Here is a 14,057-nt window from a genome sequence, read left to right as displayed (position 1 = left end):
TGCTGCCCTCTCCACACGCCTGCCTGTTTTCTTCCCGTCGCGTCTGTGCGCCACGGCTTGCATCGTCGATATAAACAGATAGATGATATATACAACAAAAGCCTAGCGGAGCAGGATATGAATAGCCCCATTCCACTTCTGACCCCCAAGCCCGACCATGTGCCCGACGAACTGGTCGTCGACTATGACTATATCCATCCGCCGGGGATGGAAGAGGTCGGGGTCTATCAGGCGGTCAAGCGCCTGCACGGCGGCCCCGACATCATCTGGTCGCCGCGCCACGGCGGACACTGGATGGTCACGCGCGCCGAGGATGTCCGTTTCGTCCAGGAGAATTACGAGATTTTCAGCCACGAGGAGTTCATGATCCCGCGCACGCTGATGCCGCTCAAGCCGCTGCCGCTCGCGGTCGACCCGCCCAATCACGCCCGCTATCGCGCCGTCATCAACCCCGGCTTCATGCCCGGCAAGGTCGCGAAGATGCGCGACGATGCGCGCGAGCTGACGATCGAGCTGACCGAGAAGATGAAGCCGAACGGACGCTGCGAATTCCTGAGCGAATTCGCACGGGTGATGCCGGTGACGATGTTCCTGCGGATCGTCGACCTGCCGCTCGACCGGCGCGAGGAGTTCGTCGAATGGGGGATCGCCATCATGTCCTCCTATGATCCCGCCGACCGGCTCGCGGCGCAGATCCGCGTGCGCGAATATCTGAAGACGATCCTCGACGAGCGCGACGGCGGCGAGGGCGACGACCTGCTCACGCGCGTCGCGGCGTGGCGGCGCAACCCGCGCTTCCAGTCGGAGGAGGAAGTGCTGTCGATGGCGACGCTGCTTTTCGCCGGCGGGCTCGATACGGTGGCGTCGGAGATGTCCTATATCGTCCACTATCTGGCGCAGCATCCCGCGCAGCAGCGCCGGCTGCGCGAGGAGCCCGGGATCATTCCCGCCGCGCGCGAGGAGTTCCTGCGCCGCTTTGGCCTGTCGAACACCGGGCGCATCCTGACCCGCGACTTCGAATATAAGGGCGTCCAGTTCAAGAAGGACGAGATGATCATGGTCCCCAACAATCTGTCGGGGATCGACGATCGTGCCTATGAGCGGCCGATGGAGGTCGATTTCGATCGCAATGCGCCGTCGCACAACACCTTCGGCAACGGCCCGCACAAATGCGTCGGCGCGCACCTCGCGCGCGCCGAGATCGACGTGTTCCTCGAGGAGTTCGTGACCCGCATCCCCGAATTCCGCCTCGATCCCGACCGGAAGAATGTCGAGCATTGCGGATCGGTGCCGGGCTTCGACGCGCTTTACCTGCGCTGGGACTGAGGCTCAGGCGGGAAAGATCGCGTCGCCGCGATAAAGCGCCTCGACCTCGTGCGCGCGCTGGCGCTGCACTTCGCGCTGGTTGATATAGCCCTTGTCGGCGATCTCGTCGCCGGTCGGCGGGCTGGCCAGCAGGCGTAGCGCCGCGACCCGGCGCGACTGGCCTGCCGGCTGCGGCATTGTGCGCAGCAAGACGTGCAGCAAGATGGCCGGTCACGGCGGGATGGGCCGCGAGCGCCGGTCCATCGAGCGCGGCGTCCGCCACACGCCGCGCGTCCGTGGCGCGCAGCCAGCCGAGCGCGCGCACGTCGCCGCGCCCCTCGCCCGCGATCACCACATCCTGCAACAGGCCGAGCGTGTCGAGCAACGCCATGCGCAGCGCGCCGACATGCACCCAGGTGCCCGACTCCAGCTTGAAATTCTCGGTCACCCTCCCGTCGAAGGCGAGGCCGAGTTCGGGGCGGCCGGGATCGACGAAGCGCGCGGCATCGCCGGTGCAATAAAAGCCTTCCTCGTCGAACGCTGCTGCGGTCGCCGCGTCATTGCCGAGATAGCCCGGCGTGACGGTCAGTCCCTTGACCCGGATTTCCAGCCGGTCGCCGACCGGCGCCAGTTTCACGACGTTGTAGGCGAAGGGCAGGCCGATGGCGCCGGTACTCTCGAGCGGGCGTGTGACGATGGTCGTGCCTTGCGTCTCGGTCGTGCCATATTTGGTGATCACGGGAATGCGCCGCCCGGTCGCGGCGATGGCGAGCGCCTGCAACCGCCGGAACACATCCTCGGACAGCCCCGCCGCGCCGTAGCTGAGGAATTTGAGGTCGCGGAAGAAATGGTCGCGCAGCCCGTCGTCGGCCTCCATCGCGCCGACCAGTTCGGAAAAGAAGATCGGCGTCGAATTATATTCGGTCAGATGGATTTCGCCGAGGTTGCGGATCGTCTCGGCGAACTGTCCCGGCAGCGGGCGGCCGTCGTCGATATAGAGGCAGGCCGCCTCGTTCAGCACGTCGGCGGGCAGGATATTATTGCCGCCGACATGGCTCCACGGCACCCACGACAGGAAAGCGCGGGCGTGCGCGTCATGGTCGGCCGCTTCGTACATCGCCTGATGCTGGGCGACGACGCCGGTCAGGATGCGCTGCGTCTGGATCACGCCCTTCGGCTTGCCGGTCGAGCCCGAGGTAAAGATGGTCTTGGCGTGGGTGTCGGGGGTGATTGCCGCGATCGAGGCGTCGACCGCATCGGTCGGCGCCGTCGCGAGCAGGCCGGCGAGCGCGACCGTCTCGCCGCCGGGCGCGGCCTCGTCGGTGACGAGAATGAGGTCGGCCTCTTCGCGCAGCGCGCGCATCGCGGGCAGGAAGCTGCGCCAGTCGTCGGCGTAGACCAGGCGCGGGCGGCAGACCGCGAAGCAATGGCGCAGCCGCGCATAATCGCCGCCCGCGAGCGCATAATTGACCGATACCGGCGCATAAGGCGCGCGGGCCATTTGCGCCGCGAGGTTGACGACCATATGGTCGGGACTCCCGCCCGACAGCACCATCACCGATGCATCGGGGCCGATTCCGCGGTCGAGGAACGCCTGCGCCAGCGCGCGCGATTGGCGCAGCGCGTCGCCGTAGCTCAGCCGCCGCCAGCCGCCGGGCGTTCCGTCCGCCAGCAGCTCGCGCCGCGCGACGAAGGAACGATCGGGAAAGCGCCCCGCGCGGTCGGCGAACAGGTGCGGTATCGACGGCCACGGGTCGGGCAGGTCGTACCCCGGCGTGATGAGCGCGGTTCCGTCGCCGCGGAATTCGAACCGGCAGCCGTGCGGCTTGAAGGGCAGGGCGGCATAATCCACCATCACCCGATGCTTTGCGCGGCAGCCCGAATCAAGCCGCTTCGAGCAGTTTCTTGAGTTCGGGTTGGCTCGGCTTCATCGACGGCGTGCGCGGGAAATCTTGCAATTCCAGAAGCTTGGTTGGAACCTGATAAGCGGTCAGCCGCTCGCGCAGGAAGGCGCGCAGCTCCTCTTCGCTCACCGCACGGCCCGTTTTCACGCGATAGCCGCACGGCGGGCACCTGGCCCAGCCGCGGGTCGGGCAGCGCGACGACGCAGGCTTCGAGCACCGCCGGATGGGCCTCGATCGCCTTGACCACATCGTCGGGGATGATCTTGAACCCGCCGCGGATGATCGCATTGTCGGCGCGGCCAAGAATCCACAGGAACTGCTCCTCGTCCATTCGCGCAAGGTCGGTGGTCCGGACCCAGTTCCTGCCGTCGCCCAGATGTCCGGCGCGCAATTCGAGCAGGCCTTTTTCGCCATAGGGCAGGGGCTCGCCCGTCTCGGGATCGACGATGCGGCCATCGATGCCGGGGTTCATCCTGCCGACGCTGCCGCGCCTTTGCGTGCCCGATTTCAGGAAGTCGGGAAGCGTCCAGCCCGCGACGCCGCTCGGCAAACTCCGTCGCGCCGTAATTCTGCAGCACCGGAATGCCGAAATGCTCGTAGAATTGATCGGCGAGCTCGGGATCGAGCGGTGCGGTCGAGGTACGAAAGGCGACGAGGCTCGACAGCGCTTCCTTCGGGACGCCGGCGTCGAGGATCATCCGTAGTGCGGAGGGCGGCGCGCCCGCCACCTTCGGTTTGTGCCGCTGCACCGCATCGACGAATTCGTCGACGCGGAAGCGGTCGAGCATGCACGCCCTGCGGCCCGCCGACAGCGTGACGAACAGGCTGAAGATTCCCCCGATGTGCGAGAAGGGGGTGTTGGAAATGCTCACCGCGCGCGACAGTTTCGGCGGCGCGTGGATATCGCGATTCTCGAAGACCGCGGCGTCGAGCACCATCTTCGAAAAATTCGCGGCCTTCAGCGGGACCCGCTTGGGCGCGCCGGTGGTGCCGCTGGTCAGCATCTCGATGCCGATCCCTTCGGCATCGCTGCGGAAATCGGACCCGGTCATGGGCATGACCAGACGCGCGGGCTCCGCCTTGTCGCCGGTGATCTCGATGCCCAGTGCGCCGCTCCGCTTCGCGGCTTCGCGCACTGGCGGGCGCTGCCAATCCTCGGTCTGCGCGACGATGACGGGTGTTTTCAGGGCGGTGATGTCGTTCGCGAGTTTTTCGTCGGGCAGGGCGGGGTTGAGCGTGACGACGCAGCGGTCCGAAATGATCGTGCCGATGATCACGGCGGCGATGTGCGGCGTGTTGCGCAATATGCCGCCGATGCGGGTGCCCGCCCGAACCCCGTTTTGCTGCAACAGCAACTCGACCGCATCGATCACCGACGCCAGTTCGCCCCAACTATACCATTGCTTTTGATATTCGAGCGCCGGAGCGGCGGGATCGATCGCCAGAACCTGGCGGACGATCGAATTGAGCGTGGGCATGAAGCCGCGATCCTCACCTGTCTATATTATTAACGTCTATCTGATTTAGACGAATCATGTAGAGGATTGCAAGCCCTTCATCAGCCGATCAGAAATCCGCCGTCGAGCGTCAGCGCCTGCCCCGTGATGAAGCGTCCGGCCGGGGACGCGAGGTAGACGATTGCGCTCGCGACGTCCTCCGCGCTCCCCATGCCCAGCATCAGCTCGGCCGGGCTGCATCGCGGGGCCGCCGAGCCGTTCCATGTCGGCGGGCGGGTCGCCCACCGGCACCGCGCCGGGCAGCACCGCATTGACGCGGATGCCGTCCTCGGCGTGATCGAGCGCGGCCGCGCGCACGAGGCCGTTCAGTCCCGCCTTCGACGCGCCATAGGCGCCATTGCCCTTCAGCACCGGATGAACCGAACCCATCGTCGATACCGCGACGATGGCGCCGCCGCCCTGCGTCCGCATCGCCGGGATCGTCGCCCGCATCGCCAGGAAAGCGCCGCGCAAATTGGCGTCGTGGAGCTGGTCCCACTGGTCGAGCGACATCGTCGGCAGCGCATAGGTGCCGATGCGCGTGACCGCATAGACCATGACGTCGATCCGGCCATGGCGCGCCACGAAAGCCGAAACGGCGTCCGCGATGGCGGCCTCGCCGGGGACGATGTCGGCGAGTTCGGCCTCCGCGCCCAACGCGTTGAACAGGGCGGTGGTGGCCTGTCCGACCGGCGTCGCGCCGATGACCAGCGCCTTGCGATCGGCCACGCCGAAAATGCGTTCGAGTGTCATGCTTCCCTTCCGATCCATTCTGCGGCGCGTTCGGCGATCATGATCGTCGGCGCATTGGTGTTCGCCGAGACGGGCCCGGGCATCACCGATGCATCGACCACGCGCAGCCCGGCGATCCCGCGCACGCGCAATTTCGGGTCGAGCACCGCCATCGCGTCGCCGTCCGCCCCCATGCGGCAGGTTCCCACCGCATGATAGCCGATACCGCCCGATGCGCGGACATAAGCCTCCCATTGCGCGTCACTTTCGGGCATCGGGTCGGGCCGCAAAGTCCCGGTGACGATCGCAGACAGGGCCGGGGTCCGGCACAGGCTTTCGACGATCTTCAATCCCGCCACCAGCTTGTCGACGTCGCTCTGGGCGCTTTGCAGGCGGTGGTCGATCACCGGCTTCGCGTCGGGATCGGCGCTGCGCAGGCGGATTTCGCCGCGGCTCTCCGGCCGCGCGACATGGAAGCCGAAGGAGAAGGACGGGCGCTTTTCGACGACCGCGTCGCCCTTGTCGTTGAAGGTCACCGCGACGGGCAGCATCGACAGGATGATGTCGGGGTCGGCGAGGGCCGGGTCCGTTCGGAACGCCGCCATCACCTGCACCGCCGGCGTGGTGAGCAGCCCGCGATGGAACAGCATATATTTCAGCATATGGCGCGCAAGGTGGAACGCGCCAAGCTCTGCGCTCATCGTCGGGATGTTCACGAATTTGGCGATGCTGATGCTGTTATGTTCGCGCAGATTCTGCCCGACGCCGGGCAGGTCGCGCTGCACCGCGATTCCATGCGCGCGGAGCTGTTCGCCGGGACCGATCCCCGACCGCATCAGCATCGTCGGCGACAGCAATGTCCCGGCGCAGAGCAGCACTTCGCGGCGCGCGCCGATCGTGCGCCGCTGCCCGTCGATGCGGACCTCGACCCCGGCCGCGCGCCCGTCGGCGATCAGAATGCGGTCGACGTGCGCGCCGGTCACGACGGTCAGGTTGGGGCGATGGCGCACCGGGTCGAGATAGGCGCGCGCGGCCGAGCAGCGTTGGCCGTCCTTCTGCGTCGCGAAAATGCGGTACACGCCGGTCTGGCTGCCGTTGCAATAATCCTCGTTGAGCGGGATGCCCGCCTGAACGAAGGCGTCGATGACATATTGGCCAATCGGCTGCGGGTCCCGGATCGGCGAGACGCTGAGCGGGCCGTGGCGGCCGTGCGACTGCATCGTCGGCGCATGAAACTGCTCGGCCTTCAGGAAATAGGGGAAGATGTCGTCATAGCCCCAGCCGGTGCATCCGGCCGCCGCCCAATTGTCGTAGTCGGAGCGTTCGCCGCGCATATAGACTTGGCCGTTGATCGCCGAACTGCCGCCGAGCGCCTTGCCCGCCGCCCATTGCATCGTGCGATCGCCGATCGTCGGGTCGGCTTCGGTCGGCAGGCACCAGTCGAACCGCTTGTGGCCCATCAGCTTGGCGGTTCCGGCTAAGCATTTTGACGAGGAAATCGTCGCCCTTGCCGCCGGCCTCCAGCAACAGGACATGGTGCCGCGGATTTTCGCTGAGCCGCGCGGCGAGGACGCAGCCCGCGCTGCCGCCGCCGACGATGATGAAATCCGCTTCCTCGTTCACGCTGGCGTCCTTCAACGCAGATGCAGCACCACCTGCTTGATCTGCATGAATTCCTCGAGGCCGGGCCGCCCGCCCTCGCGGCCGAAGCCGCTCTGCTTGACGCCGCCGAAGGGCTGGTTGGCGGCCATCGGCAGCATGCCGTTGACCGCGACGCAGCCGGCCTGAAGCTGCGCCGCGACCCTATGGGCGCGCGACAGGTCGCGGGTGTGGAGATAGGCGCCGAGCCCGAAGCGGCTGTCGTTCGCCATCGCGACGGCATCGGCATCGTCGTCGAAGCGGATGATCGACAGCACCGGCCCGAACACTTCCTCGCGCGCGAGGTGGCTGTCGTGCGCAACCCCGGCGAAAACGGTCGGTTCGACGAAGCTGCCCGCCGCAAGCCCGCCCTGGCCGCGGCGCCCGCCGGTGACCAGCTGCCCGCCGCTTTCCGCCTTGGCGCGGTCGATCACACCGATGATCCGCTGCGCCGCCGCTTCGCTGATCACCGGCCCGATCACCGTGCTGCGGTCGAGCGGGTCGCCGAGCTTGTAGCTTTCGGCATTAGTGCGCACGCGCTCGACGAACTCGTCGAAGATCGCGCCATGGGCATAGACGCGGGTCGGCAGGACGCAGCCCTGACCCGCCAACGGGATCAGGCTGCAACTGGCGGCCATCGCCGCCGCCAGATCGAGGTCGGCGTCGGCGAAGATCAGATTGGCCGATTTCCCACCGAGTTCGAGCGCGACGGGCTTCAGATGCTCGGCGGCGGTGCGCATCACCGCCTTCGCCACGATATCGCCGCCGGTGAAGCTGATCTTGCCCACCGCCGGATGCGCGATCAGCGCCTCGCCCGCCTCCGCATCGCCGGGAACGATGTTGAGTACGCCTGCGGGAATGCCCGCTTCGAGCGCCAGCTCGCCGAAGCGCAGCGCGACGAACGGTGTCTGCGTCGGCGGCTTGAGGATCACGGCGTTGCTCGGCGGCCATTGCGAGGATGGCGGTCATCGAAATGGCGACCAGCGGCGAGTTCCACGGGATGATAACGCCGATCACCCCGATGGGCTCGTGCCGCGAATAGGCGATGCCGGCGATGCCGAAGGGTTCGCTGTAGCTGCCCTCGATCTTGTCGGCCCAGCCGGCTGTAATAGCGGATCCACGACAGCGCGAGGCCGCTCGAATTGCTCGACAAGGGCGTGCCGCATTCGAGCGCCGCCATCGTCAGCAGCCGGGACGCGTCGGTTTCGATCAGGTCGGCGAGGCGAAGCAGGCAGTCGCGGCGTCGTTCGGGGCCAAGCGCCTGCCATGCCTTCTGGCCCGTGACCGCGGCTGTGGCCGCCGCGCCGATTTCCGCCGCGCCGCCGATCGGTACTGCCGCCTGAACCTTGCCCGTCGCCGGATTGACATGATCGCGCGTGCCGAGGCTCGTCGTCGCGGGGCGCGTATCGCCGATCAGCGGCCGGTTGCTCGCCAGAAAATCCGTCATCGGCTCACCCCTTGGTGAAACCGGCATCGACGAGCAGTTCGGCGCCGTTGACATAGCTGGCCGCGTCGCTGGCGAGGAACAGGATCGCGCGCGCCATTTCGATCGGGTCGGCGATGCGCCCCATCGGATTGCGCCCCGGAATTGTCGCGGGTCCGGCGATCACCGCGCCGCCCGCCGCCTGCGCCGCGCGCATCTTGTCGGGGCCGGGGGTCGCCATGCCGCCGGGCAGCACCGAATTGACCCGGATGCCGTCCTTCGCGAACTCGACCGCGGCGAGTCGCGTGATCGCGTCGACCCCGGCCTTGGCTGAATCATAATGCATGTTGGGAAAGATCGTCGGATGCTGCGCGCTCATCGACGAGACGTTGACGATCGCCCCGCCGCCGCGCCCGCGCATCTGTTTCACCGCCTCGCGCAGGCACAGGAAGCTGCCGCGCGCGCAGACCGCGTGCATGATGTCCCATTCGGCGACCGACATGTCCATCGTGTTCGCCTTGCCGCGATAGGCGGCGTTGTTGACGAGGATATCGACCCCGCCGAACGCGGCCGCCGCGGCGGCGAAGCCGGCCTGTACGGCGGCTTCGTCCGATACGTCCATGCCGACGCCCAGCGTCGGTCCCTTGCCCGCAAGCTCGGCGGCGGTCGCCCGCGCGCCGTCGGCGTCGAGGTCGGCGATGACGACCTTCGCCCCCACGTCGAGGAACAGCCCGGCGGTCGCCTTGCCGAGGCCCGATGCCGCGCCGGTGATCAGCGCCACCTTTCCGGTCAGGGTGAAGGGGGCGAGGGCGGTCGGCAGAGTCTGGTTGTCGGTCATCTCTTATCCCTCAGAACATCGGTCCATCGAGCGCCGGGGCGCAATAGCTGTTTTCCCTTCCGATCTGCGCGGCGAGCTGCGCACGCAGGCCGTCCCGGACGGCGGGGGAGAGCGGTTCGGCGAGCGCCTTTTCGAAAAGGCGTTTCCAGGCGTCGTCGCGCGCGGTGAGCACGGCGATCGCCGTGTGGTCTGGCTCGGGATCGGCGGCGAGGGTGCCGATTTCGGCGGCGAGCGAGGCGGGGAACTCGCCTGCGTCGGCCAGGGTGCAGAGCAGCTTGCGCTTTTCGCGGCAGTCGGCGGCGAGCGCCGCACCCTCCTGCTCGAGACGCAGGATGACATGGTTGATCAGCATTCGCGCGCACATCATCGCGCTTTTCGCATGCGGGCTGGTGAGTTCGGGCGCGACGAGTTCCTCGAGATTCTCGACGCAACCGCGAAGGATATCCTGTGCCGAAGGATTCATGGGATCAGGCCCTCCCGAACGCGGCTGCGGCCGACAGATTGGCCTGGACGATCACCGGATAGAGGCAGCCGAGGGTGAGCAGTTGCACGCGGCGGTCGCGGTGATCGTTATAGTTGCGGAGCGCCGAATGCAGCGCGCACGCGCCTTTGTAGCCCCAGAAGCGCCGGTACCAGGCGACCGCCTCCATCGTCACGGGGTGCGGTGCGACGCTGTTGTAATAGGCGAGCGCTTCCTCCTCGCCCCAATATCTGGCGGTGGTCCCCATCGCGACGGCAAGGTCGAGCGCCGGATCGCCGAGGCTTGCGCCTTCCCAGTCGCACATGCCGACGATCCGGCCGTCGCGCCAGATTTCCTCGCCGATCCCGTTATTCTCCTTGCGAAGCACGATGCGCGCGGGTGCGGGCGGCGGATTTTCCAGCAGCCAGCGGCCGATCTCGCGCAGCCCCGGCAGCGGTTCCTGCGCGTGGCGGTCGAGCATATCGAGATGGCGCACGACGTCCTCGCGCCCGCAGTTTTCGGGGTCGGAGGGGACGGTGAGGAAATGCCCGAACCCCATCGCGCGCCAGTCGAGCGCGTGGATCGCGGCGAGCTTGTCCATCTGTTCCTTGACGATGGCGATGCGCGCGGCGCGCCCCGCCTCGCTGTCGTCGCGGAGGCAGGCGGGCTCGATCTCGCCCTCGATCCATTCGCGGACGGTGAATTCGCGTCCCTCGAGCAGCCATTCGGGCCGGTCCTCGTGGACGATCAGCCGCGGCACCGGGACCGCGGTGCCGTGCAGCAGGCGATAGACTTCGCTTTCGTCCTTCAGCGGGCTGTCGGACATGCAGCCGCCCGGCGGGTCGAGGCGGACGACGAATTTCTCCTGCGCGGTGCCGCCGGCGGCGTCCCATGCGAGGGTGATCCACCAGGTCTCGCGCGACATGCCGGGATAGGAACGTTTGACGGTTTCGAGGCGCAGGCCGGGGCGGTCCGGAAAAAGCTGTCCGAAATAGGCCGTCATCTGCGGCTCGTTGAGCGGTTGATAGAGCGGCATGGCTTATCCTTGCGGCCGGTAGCGCGGGTGCGGGCCGGTGAAGCCGATCATCGAATCGGCCATGCCGGGCGCGCCGTTCAGGCTGATCGCGAGCGGATATTCGTGCGGCAATATGGCGGGAAAGCTCGCGTGACCGCTGAGGTCGCGGACCTTCGACGAGATCGCGCACGTCATAGGTTTCGCCTTCCAGCACCGCCTCGCCCCGCCAGGCGCCGAGCCCGCGCTGGTCGCGGTAGCCGTTGTAATAGCCATATCCCTGATAGACGAAGCCCTCTGACAGCGGCGTGCCGCGCAGTTCGTAGCTTTCGCCGTCGGCGGTGAAGTCGAAGTTGAGCGCGGTCGGCTTCAGCGTACCCGGCACCAGGCCGATGTCGACACTCGCCCCGTCGATGACCGCGTCGCGCCAGCCGTCGCCATCGCGGCGCACCAGTTTGCCGCCCGAATAGACGACACGGCCGGTGTCGTCCTCCTGGATCTGGATGCTGCCGTGTGTCCCGTCCTCGCAGGCGAAGGCCATGCCCGAGATGAGCGCGGTCGCGCGGCCATGCCGCGGCGGCGCAGGCGGAGTGGGCGGCGGCGGGCCGCCGACGCCCGGGCGCACGCCGAAGGAGCGGTCGCGGAAGCCGAACCAGTCGGCGATCTCGATCCGCTGCGGCCATGCGCCTCGGCCCAGCCGTTGACGCGGCCGAACTGATAGAAGCGCCGGTAGTCCTCGTGCAGCACGCCGTCGATGTGGCGCTTGTGGTGCGGCTCGTCGAACAGCCGGCAGGATCGCCTCCCAGCTGAGGTCGAACGACACGCCGAAATCATTGGGATCGAGCAGAAGGCGAAAGCTCTTGAGTCCCTCCTTGACGATATAATCGAGCGGTCCCGCGCCGATCCGGCCGATGTTCGGGCGCCAGCGGCGCGAGGTGCGGACATTGTGCTGCATTCCGTCGATCAGGATCGTTCCGAACCCGTCGAGGACGTTCATATTCTTGTAGACGCCGAGTCCCGAATTGACCTGCGCCCGGTTCTCGCGGTCATAGGCGACCCACCAGTAACGGTCGAAGAAGCGATGGTCGCCCGTGCCGCTCGCATCGAAATGATCGGCGATCTGGTGATAGGGATAGTCGTCGAACGCGCTCAGCATGCCTCTCTCCCGCGTGGTGGCCCGATTCATTCGCCGGGCATCCAGGCATTTTGCGCCGTTGAATTTGGCGCATAATCGTATAAACCTTTTATACCTTTAATCGGGAATCGATAGCAAAAGCAAGCGGGAGCAGGACATGGGACAATTTGACGGTCGCGTCGCGGCGATCACCGGCGCGGGGCGCGGGATCGGGCGCGAGACGGCGCTGCTGATGGCGCGCGAGGGCGCGAAGATCGTCGTCAACGATCTGGGCGGCGGGCCGCAGGGCGGCGGCGGCGATGCGAGCTTCGCGCAGCAGGTCGTCGACGAGATCAGGGCGGCGGGCGGCGAGGCGGTCGCCGAAACCTCCAGCGTCGCGTCGATGGCGGGCGGGCAGGCGGTGGTCGACTGTGCGATCGACACGTTCGGGCGCCTCGATTTCCTGATCAACAATGCGGGCATCATCCGTCCGCGCCGCATCACCGAAATGAGCGAGGAGGATTTCGATATCGTCCTGGCGGTCAATCTGAAGGGCTATTTCGCGACGATCCGCGCCGCCGCCGAGCATCTGAAGAAAGAGGGCGGGGCGATCGTCAACTTCGCCTCGCCGTCGGGTTTCGGCCATTACGGCATGGTCAACTACAGCGCCGCCAAGGAAGGGGTCGTCGGCATGACGCGCACCGTGGCGCGCGAGCTCGCCGAGTTCGGGGTGCGCGCCAATGTCGTGCGGCCGATCTCCGGGCCGAGCAACATGAACATTCCCGAGGTGTATGAGACGCTCGGCTATGCGATGAACACGCTGAAGATTCCGCCGCTGTCGAACCACTGGATCGGCAACAGCGGTCCCGACGGCCGCCCGTGGAATGTCGCGGCCGTCACGGCCTGGCTCTGTTCCGACCTGTCGGAAAATCTCAACGGGCGCGAGCTTTACATCAACGGCGGCCATGTCGCGCTGATCCAGGAACCGGAGTTCGTGCGCAGCCAGTTCGCGGTCGAGGGCTGGACCTTCGAGGGGCTGTGCAGCGAGGGGACGACGCGCGCGCTCACCTGGGACATCCGCAACCGGTTCACCGGGAAATAGGGGGAGGGTGATCCGGCGCCTATCAGACCCGGATCACCACCTTGCCGAAATGCCGCCGCGACGCGAGATGGGCGAAGGCGGCGGGGGCTTCGTCGAACGCGAAAACACGGTCGATCACGGGCGCGAAATGCGTGGCGGCGCAATCGACGAGCGCGGCGAGATCGGCGCGCGAACCGACCGAAATGCCGCGGATCACCCCCATCGTCCGCATCAGCGGCAACGGGCTGATCTGGTTCATCGGATCGGCGAGCAGGCCGATCAATGCGATTTCGCCCTCGGGCGCCAATGCCGCCATCGATTGCGGCAAGGTTCCCGCGCCGCCGACTTCGACGACGCGGTCGACGCCGCGTCCGTCTGTCAGTTCCAATATTCGCCTGCTCCATTGGGGGCAGTCCCGATAATTGACGACGTCCCTTGCACCGAGCTCGCGCAGCCGGTCCGCCTTCGCGTCGGTCGAGGTCGTCGCGATCACGCGGCAGCCTTTCGCCCGCGCGATCTGCAGCGCGAAGATCGAGACTCCGCCGGTGCCCAGGACGAGCACCGTGCGGCCGGGGCCAAGCGGCGCACCCCGATCGAGCGCGGTCCAGGCGGTCACGCCCGCGCACGGCATCGCCGCCGCTTGCTCGAACGACACCGCGTCGGGCAGCGGCACCACCGCGCGCGCCGCGACCGCGACCTGCTCGGCGAGCACGCCATCGACGGCGCCGCCGAGATCGGTCGCGATCGATCCGGCTTCGAGCGGGCCGTCGATCCACCCCGGACGAAAGGGAATGACGACGCGGGTTCCGGGGGCGATGCCGGTGACCGCCGAACCGCATGCGACAATTTCGCCCGCGCCGTCGGACACCGGGATGATCCCCGGTTTCGGACCATAGGGCGAAGGACCAAAGACCATCATCAGGTCGCGGGCGTTGAGCGACACGGCGCGAATTCGCACGCGCACCTCGTCGGGTGCTATTTGCGGTTCCGGCCCCTGTTCGACGACGAGGTTGTCGATCGAGCCATGATCGCGCAGGCGATAGAAACGCATCGG

14 protein-coding genes and 5 pseudogenes are annotated in these 14,057 nt (G+C 67.1%); 4 read left to right on the top strand and 15 right to left on the bottom strand.

Annotated elements, in window-relative coordinates:
• Positions 1-117: 117 nt before the first annotated feature.
• Positions 118-1,326, top strand: coding sequence for a cytochrome P450 (locus N0A20_RS09540; RefSeq protein ID WP_260583702.1), 1,209 nt, complete (start codon positions 118-120; stop codon positions 1,324-1,326).
• A gap of 604 nt (positions 1,327-1,930) precedes the next feature.
• Here the strand turns inward: N0A20_RS09540 and N0A20_RS09535 are convergent.
• The 14 genes and pseudogenes from N0A20_RS09535 to N0A20_RS09480 all read right to left on the bottom strand — a co-directional run.
• Positions 1,931-3,160: pseudogene (locus N0A20_RS09535) on the bottom strand (AMP-binding protein); the annotation flags it as partial.
• A gap of 28 nt (positions 3,161-3,188) precedes the next feature.
• Positions 3,189-3,338: a hypothetical protein gene (locus N0A20_RS09530; protein WP_260583701.1), complete on the bottom strand. Its 150-nt coding sequence runs from the start codon at positions 3,336-3,338 to the stop codon at positions 3,189-3,191.
• A 14-nt stretch (positions 3,339-3,352) separates the two neighbouring features.
• A complete protein-coding gene (locus tag N0A20_RS20695; RefSeq protein WP_409574757.1) occupies positions 3,353-4,687 on the bottom strand; it encodes an AMP-binding protein in 1,335 nt (444 codons plus the stop codon).
• An 80-nt stretch (positions 4,688-4,767) separates the two neighbouring features.
• Positions 4,768-4,878, bottom strand: coding sequence for an SDR family oxidoreductase (locus N0A20_RS20690; RefSeq protein ID WP_409574784.1), 111 nt, complete (start codon positions 4,876-4,878; stop codon positions 4,768-4,770).
• A gap of 136 nt (positions 4,879-5,014) precedes the next feature.
• Positions 5,015-5,458 (bottom strand): annotated as a pseudogene (locus N0A20_RS20685) (SDR family NAD(P)-dependent oxidoreductase); the annotation flags it as partial.
• On the bottom strand, positions 5,455-6,897 hold the full coding sequence (locus N0A20_RS09510) for a GMC family oxidoreductase (protein WP_260583698.1): 1,443 nt from the start codon (positions 6,895-6,897) through the stop codon (positions 5,455-5,457). The pseudogene N0A20_RS20685 and the gene N0A20_RS09510, both read right to left, overlap by 4 nt.
• Positions 6,898-6,988: 91 nt before the next feature.
• A pseudogene (locus tag N0A20_RS20680) lies at positions 6,989-7,060 on the bottom strand (hypothetical protein); the annotation flags it as partial.
• Positions 7,061-7,071: 11 nt separating this feature from the next.
• Positions 7,072-8,007 (bottom strand): aldehyde dehydrogenase family protein, encoded by a 936-nt coding sequence (locus N0A20_RS09505; RefSeq protein ID WP_260583697.1) that lies wholly within the window; start codon positions 8,005-8,007, stop codon positions 7,072-7,074.
• A gap of 70 nt (positions 8,008-8,077) precedes the next feature.
• A pseudogene (locus N0A20_RS20675) lies at positions 8,078-8,131 on the bottom strand (hypothetical protein); the annotation flags it as partial.
• A gap of 115 nt (positions 8,132-8,246) precedes the next feature.
• Positions 8,247-8,522 (bottom strand): annotated as a pseudogene (locus N0A20_RS20670) (aldehyde dehydrogenase family protein); the annotation flags it as partial.
• A gap of 4 nt (positions 8,523-8,526) precedes the next feature.
• Positions 8,527-9,336 (bottom strand): SDR family NAD(P)-dependent oxidoreductase, encoded by an 810-nt coding sequence (locus tag N0A20_RS09495; protein ID WP_260583693.1) that lies wholly within the window; start codon positions 9,334-9,336, stop codon positions 8,527-8,529.
• Between the two features lie 10 nt (positions 9,337-9,346).
• On the bottom strand, positions 9,347-9,799 hold the full coding sequence (locus tag N0A20_RS09490; RefSeq protein WP_260583691.1) for a hypothetical protein: 453 nt from the start codon (positions 9,797-9,799) through the stop codon (positions 9,347-9,349).
• 4 nt (positions 9,800-9,803) lie between these two features.
• Complete coding sequence (locus N0A20_RS09485; RefSeq protein ID WP_260583689.1) at positions 9,804-10,832, bottom strand: phosphotransferase family protein; 1,029 nt, start codon at positions 10,830-10,832, stop codon at positions 9,804-9,806.
• 3 nt (positions 10,833-10,835) lie between these two features.
• A complete protein-coding gene (locus N0A20_RS09480) occupies positions 10,836-11,006 on the bottom strand; it encodes a hypothetical protein (protein WP_260583687.1) in 171 nt (56 codons plus the stop codon).
• A gap of 341 nt (positions 11,007-11,347) precedes the next feature.
• Here N0A20_RS09480 and N0A20_RS09475 point away from each other — a divergent pair, with 341 nt between their 5' ends.
• The 3 genes from N0A20_RS09475 (at position 11,348) to N0A20_RS09465 (ending at position 13,024) form a co-directional block, all read left to right on the top strand.
• Positions 11,348-11,512 (top strand): hypothetical protein, encoded by a 165-nt coding sequence (locus N0A20_RS09475; protein WP_260583686.1) that lies wholly within the window; start codon positions 11,348-11,350, stop codon positions 11,510-11,512.
• A 50-nt stretch (positions 11,513-11,562) separates the two neighbouring features.
• Positions 11,563-12,039 (top strand): hypothetical protein, encoded by a 477-nt coding sequence (locus N0A20_RS09470; RefSeq protein ID WP_260583685.1) that lies wholly within the window; start codon positions 11,563-11,565, stop codon positions 12,037-12,039.
• 61 nt (positions 12,040-12,100) lie between these two features.
• Positions 12,101-13,024 (top strand): SDR family oxidoreductase, encoded by a 924-nt coding sequence (locus N0A20_RS09465; RefSeq protein WP_260583683.1) that lies wholly within the window; start codon positions 12,101-12,103, stop codon positions 13,022-13,024.
• 22 nt (positions 13,025-13,046) lie between these two features.
• Here N0A20_RS09465 and N0A20_RS09460 read toward each other — a convergent pair whose 3' ends face one another.
• Entirely contained in the window at positions 13,047-14,054 is a 1,008-nt protein-coding gene (locus tag N0A20_RS09460; RefSeq protein WP_260583681.1) for a zinc-dependent alcohol dehydrogenase family protein, read from the bottom strand.
• Between the last annotated feature and the right edge of the window lie 3 nt (positions 14,055-14,057).

Source organism: Sphingopyxis sp. PET50, from assembly GCF_025244705.1.
Taxonomy (GTDB): Bacteria; Pseudomonadota; Alphaproteobacteria; order Sphingomonadales; family Sphingomonadaceae; genus Sphingopyxis.
This window is presented reverse-complemented; position numbering and strand designations above follow the sequence as displayed.

Excerpts from the sequence above, each read along its gene's own strand:
- N0A20_RS09540 (WP_260583702.1), top strand. The coding sequence starts at position 118 with ATGAATAGCCCCATTCCACTTCTGACCCCCAAGCCCGACCATGTGCCC.
- N0A20_RS20695 (WP_409574757.1), bottom strand. The coding sequence starts at position 4,687 with ATGCCCACGCTCAATTCGATCGTCCGCCAGGTTCTGGCGATCGATCCC.
- N0A20_RS20690 (WP_409574784.1), bottom strand. The coding sequence starts at position 4,878 with ATGGGGAGCGCGGAGGACGTCGCGAGCGCAATCGTCTACCTCGCGTCC.
- N0A20_RS09510 (WP_260583698.1), bottom strand. The coding sequence starts at position 6,897 with ATGGGCCACAAGCGGTTCGACTGGTGCCTGCCGACCGAAGCCGACCCG.
- N0A20_RS09495 (WP_260583693.1), bottom strand. The coding sequence starts at position 9,336 with ATGACCGACAACCAGACTCTGCCGACCGCCCTCGCCCCCTTCACCCTG.
- N0A20_RS09490 (WP_260583691.1), bottom strand. The coding sequence starts at position 9,799 with ATGAATCCTTCGGCACAGGATATCCTTCGCGGTTGCGTCGAGAATCTC.
- N0A20_RS09485 (WP_260583689.1), bottom strand. The coding sequence starts at position 10,832 with ATGCCGCTCTATCAACCGCTCAACGAGCCGCAGATGACGGCCTATTTC.
- N0A20_RS09480 (WP_260583687.1), bottom strand. The coding sequence starts at position 11,006 with ATGACGTGCGCGATCTCGTCGAAGGTCCGCGACCTCAGCGGTCACGCG.
- N0A20_RS09475 (WP_260583686.1), top strand. The coding sequence starts at position 11,348 with ATGCCCGAGATGAGCGCGGTCGCGCGGCCATGCCGCGGCGGCGCAGGC.
- N0A20_RS09470 (WP_260583685.1), top strand. The coding sequence starts at position 11,563 with ATGTGGCGCTTGTGGTGCGGCTCGTCGAACAGCCGGCAGGATCGCCTC.
- N0A20_RS09465 (WP_260583683.1), top strand. The coding sequence starts at position 12,101 with ATGGGACAATTTGACGGTCGCGTCGCGGCGATCACCGGCGCGGGGCGC.
- N0A20_RS09460 (WP_260583681.1), bottom strand. The coding sequence starts at position 14,054 with ATGCGTTTCTATCGCCTGCGCGATCATGGCTCGATCGACAACCTCGTC.